Raw genomic sequence first — 6,790 nt, forward strand, 5'->3', positions numbered from 1 at the left:
TCTTGTGTGAGAGAACCTGCTTTTAATATATTTTGCTAAAAAAACAATTGGTGTGGGCTAATAATAAGTGGGGATGAAGAACCCTCACTTATTACGGTTTTACTTTATTTTTCAATTTTTGCCCACTTGAAATTTAATTGACCCGCAAAGTCTACTTGCACAATTCCTTTCACATAAGAACGTTCTAAATAAGATTCGCCTTTTTGGTAAAGAGGAGCGATAACAGAGTCTTTAAATAATATTTTCTCGGATGCTAGTAATGCTTCCCAGCGAGCTTTTTCATCACCAGCTAAAGTTGTTTTCACTTTTGCTATTGTTTCATCGAATTCCTTATTAGAGTAATGATCTAAGTTATAAGGGTTATTCGTTGTAAATAGCTCAAGGAATGTAATTGGATCCGCAAAGTCAGGGCTCCAGCCGTCAATTCCGATTTCGTAGTCACTTTTTAATAAAAGCGAAACTTGTTGCTTACGCGGTTGCGGTTTTATATTTACTGTTAATCCATCTAAATTCTTTTCTAGTTGCCCTTTTAAGAATTCACCAGTTTTCTTATCAAGGTCAGCATCACTCGTTAATAATTCTAATGTTATCTTTTCAGAACCAAGCTCTTGTTTAGCTTTTTTCCATAACTCTTGTGCAGATTTTGTATCAACTTTTGTTAAATCGCCGTTTGCAGTACGGAAGTCTTTTCCTTCAGGTCCTTTTGCAAAGTTTTTTGGAACGAGACCAAGTGTTGATGTAGAGCCATCATTTAATAACGTATTTACAAAGGATTTTCTATCAATTGTTTGATTAATTGCTTGGCGTGCAGAAACATTTTGAAGTACTTTGTTTTGTTGATTCATACGTAAAAATTGTACGCCTACGTTTGGACGTTCTTTAAAGTTAGCATCCTTTTTATATTTATCGACAAAGTCAGATGTTAGTTTTATACGATCTAATTGTTTTGACTCGAATAAATTTACTTCTGTTGATTTTTCTTTTACGACGTTAAAATTGATTTCTTCTAGTTTGACAGTATCTTTATCCCAATAGGTAGGGTTTTTCTTGAATTTAAAGCTTTGTTCGTGCTTCCAATCGCTTAGTGTAAAAGCTCCATTGTACAAGATTGTATGATCTTCTAAAGCGTACTTATCACCTTGTGCTTTAAAGAATTCCTCGTTAATTGGTAGAAATGTTGGGAACGCTGTTAAGCTAATAAAATACGGAACAGGACGCTCCAATTCTACCTCAAACGTATGGTCATCAACTGCTTTTACACCAAGTTGGTCGGCTGGAAGTTCTTTGTTGTTAATTTTTGTTGCATTTTTAATATCAAAGAATAGAAATGCATATTCAGAGGCTGTTGCTGGATCTACGGCTCTCTGCCAAGCGAACACAAAATCTTTCGCTGTAACAGGAGTGCCGTTTGACCATTTTGAATCTCGCAGGTGGAATGTGTATTTTGTTTTATCGCCACTTACTTCATGAGATTTTGCAACGCCAGGGAAAGGTTTGTTACCTTCACCAAGATTATACAAACCTTCAAATACGTTTCTCATTACTTGACCAGAATCAGTATCTGTAGCACGGGCCGTATCCATTGTTCGTATTTCAGTAGGTGAAGATAAATTTAAAACCTGTTTGCTAGGTGCCTCGTCTTTTGCATTTGCTCCGCTTGCTTCGTTTTTATAACTACCGCAACCAGTTAATAAAATACTTACTCCTACAACTGATGCAATACCGGGTACAAACTTCTTTTTCATTTGATTTTCCTCCTAAATAATTAAGTTTGGAGGATGATGAGGGAAATGAAAAATAAAAAATCCCTCTTTTCATATTGAGAAAGAGGGATTTTTACGTACAAGTTATGCACCCGTATATAAACGAAGTCCCTCATTCTATCTTTCAAGCATAAAGCTTGCAGGAAGTGGCACAGTATTCAAAATGAACCTGCTGCCGAGGTTTCAAAGGGCCAGTCCCTCCACCTCTCTTGATACAATGAGTAAACGAATAAATTTTATTAATTTTTGTGTTTCTTTGATAATTCAAAATCTTACACCTTGAACAATGAAGTGTCAACCAAATGGAATATAGTTTAAATTTTCAGTTATCTCAAATGAAAAAACCACTGCATATGGCAGTGGTTTTTCGCTTAGAAGTTAAAGTTATCTGGATCTGGACCAACGCGACGATCTTCATTTAAAGCTTGAATTGCTTTCATATCATCAGCACTTAATTCAAAGTCGAAGATGTTTGCATTTTCAATAATGCGATGTTCTTTAATTGATTTAGGGATTGTTACAACTTCGTTTTGTAAATCCCAGCGTAAAATAATTTGCGCAGTTGATTTATTATATTTTGTCGCAATTTCTTGTAACGTTGGATTATCTAGTAGTTGTCCTTGCATTAATGGTGACCAAGCTTCAAGCTGGATATTATGTTCTTTACAGAAAGCGTGTAACTCTTCTTGTGCTAAACGTGGGTGATATTCCACTTGGTTGACCATTGGCTTAATTTCAGCAATTTCAAATACGTCTTGTAAGTGGTGAATGTGGAAATTACTCACACCGATAGCGCGAACACGGCCATCTTTATAAAGCTTTTCTAATGCTTTCCATGATTCGGTATATTTCCCTTTTACAGGCCAATGTACTAAATATAAATCTAAATATTCTAGACCTAATTTCTCTAATGTAGTTTCAAATGCTTGAAGTGTTGTTTCATATCCTTGATCGCTATTCCATACTTTTGAGGTAATAAATAATTCTTCACGTGAAACACCGGATTCACGAATCGCTTGTCCAACGCCTTCTTCATTTTGATAGATTGCTGCAGTATCGATGCTGCGGTAGCCATTTTTAATTGCTGCTTTTACAGAATCAATTACTTCTGAACCATCTTCTACTTTAAAAACACCTAAACCAAACCAAGGCATTTTTACACCGTTATGTAATGTTGTATAGTCCTTTAAACTTGTTAAAGTCATATTATTTCCCCCTAGCTTTTTTGTTTGTTGCTTCTACTGCTTTTTGAATTGCCTCTGAAAAATTATATTCATATAAAGTTTTGAGACCCTCAGCTGTGGAACCACCTGGCGTTGTTACTTGTTCGCGGAGGTTAGCTGGATCTTGCGTTTGTTCGAGCATAGAAGCAGAGCCAGAAATCATTTGAATGACAAGATGTTTTGCGGTTTCTTCATCGACTCCATAACTTTTTGTTGCTTCAATCAAGCTTTCAGCAAAGTAATAAAGGAAGGCTGGTGCACTTCCAGTAACTGCAGTAAGCTGATGAACTTCTTCCTCAGTACAAAGTTGCGAAGTACCAATACCTCTTAAAAGCAGTTGCAGGGTTTCTTGATGCATCTCTTTTATTGATTGTCCCATTGTATATAAGGAGATAGACTTTCCAATTTCAGCAGCTGTATTAGGCATAATCCAAGCAACAGGCGTGCCTTTTGGGAGTCTAGCTTCTAAATAAGATGGTCCAATGCCAGCTGCTACTGTTACGACAAGTTGATTTGATATTAACGGAGATAGCTCAGCTAATAACTCTTCATGAGCAGAAGGTGGCATTGCTAAAACAACCGTATCGACAGATGTAACATGCTGCTTCCAATCTGTTGCAGTAGACACATTATATCGATGTTGTAACTGTTTTAGTTTTTCTGCGTTGCTTCGGTTAGAGACGATAATTTCTTCGATGTACTCTTTGCTTGTTTTAAGTAATCCGGAAAATATAGCTTCGGCCATACGACCGGCACCAATAAATAAAATTCGATGTTTAGTTAGCATATCCTTTATTCCTTTCTAGTAGAGATATGTTATAAAAACGATATCATCTTTAAGAGAATTTTGTAAAAAGAAAAGACTTACCGTAGATGGAATGGATAATGAGAAGGCGGAAATTCATGGTAAAGGAAAGGGCTATTACTTATACTGGTTTCTACGTCATACTAATATTAGCTGTTATTAATCTCTTTATATGTGTAGCTGGTTTGCTAGAGTGGAAGAGCAATTATAAGGGGCAAGAACATACAAATAATTATATCTAGAAAATAATTAGAATTGAAAAACCCCTGAAGCATATATGCTTCAGGGGTTTACTGATAGAATATAAGATTATGCTTTTGTCATACCAAGTAATACAGCACCGCCGATAATTAAAACACTGCCTAGTGCAATAAAGATCAATTGACGTTTTGTTTTCTTTTCACCTAAGAAGACAATTGCACCGAATGTTGAGATAACGATTCCAGTTTGAGATAATGGGAAGCTTGTTGCTACTCCGACACGTGGTAATGAAAGAAGTAAGAATAAGTTTCCCGTTCCCCATAGTAAACCGGATAAAGCATTACGAATTGCATATTTGTTAAATGGTTTATGTTTAGACGTCAGTACAACCGCACCAACAAACATACCAACTGCTTGTGGTAAAATAGCAGACCAACCATCGATATTATACCAACGAATAATAATTACATATACAAGATAGCCGAAAGTAGAAACAATTAAAGTAAGAAGTCCTTTTTTCAATTGTCCTGGTGGCTGAGCATTTTCTTTATCATCTAGTGATGTGAATACAACACCAACTACGATTAATAGGATTGCAATCGTTCCCAGAACAATTGTTGTCGTAGTAGTCCATTCACGGAAAGCGATAACCCCAAAGATAGAAGTTGCAACAAGTTGCATACCAGTAGAAATTGTTACGGTAGTTGAAACACCTAGTTTTTCAACTGTTTTTAATTGGTTTACTTGTCCTAAAGCCCAGAATAAACCTGAAATAAAACCAACAATTAAGACTGTCATTGTTAAAGCTGGTTGAGTAAATACATACATAATTGTTGCGAAGAATAGAGCACCGATTGTCATACCTACCGTTTGGCTATATGCACCACCGCCCATTTTTACGCTTACTAATAAGATGTTTCCCCATGCAATTGCAGGAAGAAGCGCTAATAAAATGTCCATTACAAGACTCCCTTCGGTTTCCTATACCAATATAATTACATATCGTTCTAACGATCGGTAATGCCCCACTAATAGAGTAGAAGATTACCGATCGCTAAAACAGGATGAAGAATTCACGATATAAATGCGTTTTCATTTCTTCATTTTTTGAAACACCTCCATATAATAACAGGAAATTGCCTATTTTAGAAAGTGAATTCAAATAAAATGTATATTTCAATAAGAGGTAAAATTCAGTTATTTCCCAACGACTTATTTATTTCCTAAGAAATAAATAAGCAGCTTCCAAAAAAGCTGCTTTAAAGGTTAGTAATTCTTTTGTTAATAAGCTGAATACATAGCAGAAATAGGAGTGACATACTAATAGTGATAACCACAAGTGTCCAGGCGAGTTGCATATTACTTGCGTCAATGGCCATGTAAATTGCAGTTGGGATTGTCTGTGTTTTACCAGGAATGTTCCCGGCAAACATGAGTGTAGCACCAAACTCACCGAGCGCGCGGACAAAGCTCAAAATCATCCCGCTTAGTAATGCAGGAAATGCGAGCGGAAGTGTAACGTGCAGAAAAACTTGATATTCACTTGCGCCAAGGTCACGAGCACTTTCTTCAATTTGTACATTTGCGATAGAAAATCCCGTTTTCGCTGATTGGTACATAAGCGGAAATGCAACAACTGTAGAAGCGATGATCGCAGCGGTAGATGTGAACATAATAGACTGCTGAAATAATGATTCAACCCACCTTCCGATCGGGCTGTTGTTTCCAAAGATGATAATGAGAAAGAAGCCGATAACAGTTGGTGGAAGTACCATTGGTAATAAAAATATGGTTTCTAATAGTACTTTATATCGCCATGAGGAGCGAGCTAGTGCTCGCCCGACAATCGTCCCTAAAATTGTAACGAGAATAGTGGCACACGCAGCTACTCTTAAAGATAGAAAGACAGGCGATATAATAGCATCAATGCTCATAGTAATTACGACAGGACTGTAAATCCATATTTCTTAAAGATAGATTGTGCATCTTTTGACTGCAAATACTCATAAAATGAAGTCGCCTCTTTCTTATGTTTAGATTCCTTTATAACACCTAAAGGATAGTGGATTGGCTCATGAGAAGTAGCTGCTGCTGTTTCACCAATCTTTACTTTATCTGAAATGAGAGCATCTGTTTTGTATACGATACCAGCATCGATATTCCCTGTTTCTACATATGTTAACACTTGGCGAACATCTTTTGTAAATACGACTTTATTTTGAACATCATTCCAAAGGTTTTCGTGTGTTAGAGAAGCCTTTGCATATTTTCCAGCAGGTACAGATTCAGGTGTACCAAGTGCAATTTTTTTGATTTTCTCATCTTTTAAATCTTGAAATTTTGTAAGAGAACTATCTTTAGGGATGACTAGAACTAGTTCATTTCCAAGAAGATTTTTCCCTTCTTTTTCATTAATGAATCCTTTCTTTACAAGGGTTTGGAATTTATCTTCTGCTGCAGAGAAGAATAAATCAGCAGGTGCACCTTGTTCAATTTGTTGTTGAAGTGCTCCAGAAGCACCGAAGTTAAAAGAAAGTTTGATATTTGGCTCTTTTTCTTTATATTGTTTTTCAATTTCTTTTAATGCATCTTGTAAGCTTGCAGCAGCTGAGATAGTCAGTTCAACTGTTTTATCTTCTTTAGCAGCTGACTTTGTATTCTTTTCCCCACTTGTACAAGCAGCACTAAATATAAGAAGGAAAGAAAGTATAAGTGCCCCAATAGAACGTAATGTAAATTTATTCATAAAAAAATCCCCTTTCGTTTTGATATAACTAATTATAACTAATTATAACTAA

At 36.0% G+C, this 6,790-nt stretch carries 6 protein-coding genes and 1 riboswitch; all 6 genes read right to left on the bottom strand.

Annotation, left to right across the window (positions count from 1 at the left end; genetic code table 11):
- Positions 1-104: 104 nt before the first annotated feature.
- The 6 genes from MR160_RS18730 to modA all read right to left on the bottom strand — a co-directional run bounded on the left by MR160_RS18730 (position 105) and on the right by modA (position 6,738).
- Positions 105-1,745, bottom strand: a complete 1,641-nt coding sequence (locus MR160_RS18730) for a peptide ABC transporter substrate-binding protein (protein WP_242297852.1) — start codon at positions 1,743-1,745, stop codon at positions 105-107.
- Between the two features lie 132 nt (positions 1,746-1,877).
- Positions 1,878-1,982, bottom strand: a riboswitch (SAM riboswitch).
- Positions 1,983-2,134: 152 nt separating this feature from the next.
- Positions 2,135-2,968 (bottom strand): aldo/keto reductase, encoded by an 834-nt coding sequence (locus tag MR160_RS18735; RefSeq protein ID WP_000176912.1) that lies wholly within the window; start codon positions 2,966-2,968, stop codon positions 2,135-2,137.
- Position 2,969: 1 nt separating this feature from the next.
- The gene (proC, locus tag MR160_RS18740) at positions 2,970-3,773 is read right to left on the bottom strand and encodes a pyrroline-5-carboxylate reductase (RefSeq protein ID WP_000956241.1); all 804 of its coding nucleotides are present in this window, start codon (positions 3,771-3,773) and stop codon (positions 2,970-2,972) included.
- A gap of 327 nt (positions 3,774-4,100) precedes the next feature.
- Positions 4,101-4,952 carry a GRP family sugar transporter gene (locus MR160_RS18745; protein WP_000353549.1) on the bottom strand — a complete coding sequence of 284 codons (852 nt, stop codon included), beginning with the start codon at positions 4,950-4,952 and terminating at the stop codon, positions 4,101-4,103.
- 299 nt (positions 4,953-5,251) lie between these two features.
- Positions 5,252-5,926 (bottom strand): molybdate ABC transporter permease subunit, encoded by a 675-nt coding sequence (gene modB, locus MR160_RS18750; RefSeq protein WP_000020519.1) that lies wholly within the window; start codon positions 5,924-5,926, stop codon positions 5,252-5,254.
- 5 nt (positions 5,927-5,931) lie between these two features.
- Positions 5,932-6,738: a molybdate ABC transporter substrate-binding protein gene (gene modA, locus MR160_RS18755; protein WP_001032237.1), complete on the bottom strand. Its 807-nt coding sequence runs from the start codon at positions 6,736-6,738 to the stop codon at positions 5,932-5,934.
- Between the last annotated feature and the right edge of the window lie 52 nt (positions 6,739-6,790).

The organism is Bacillus cereus group sp. BfR-BA-01382, assembly GCF_022663475.1.
Lineage (GTDB): Bacteria > Bacillota > Bacilli > Bacillales > Bacillaceae_G > Bacillus_A > Bacillus_A thuringiensis_S.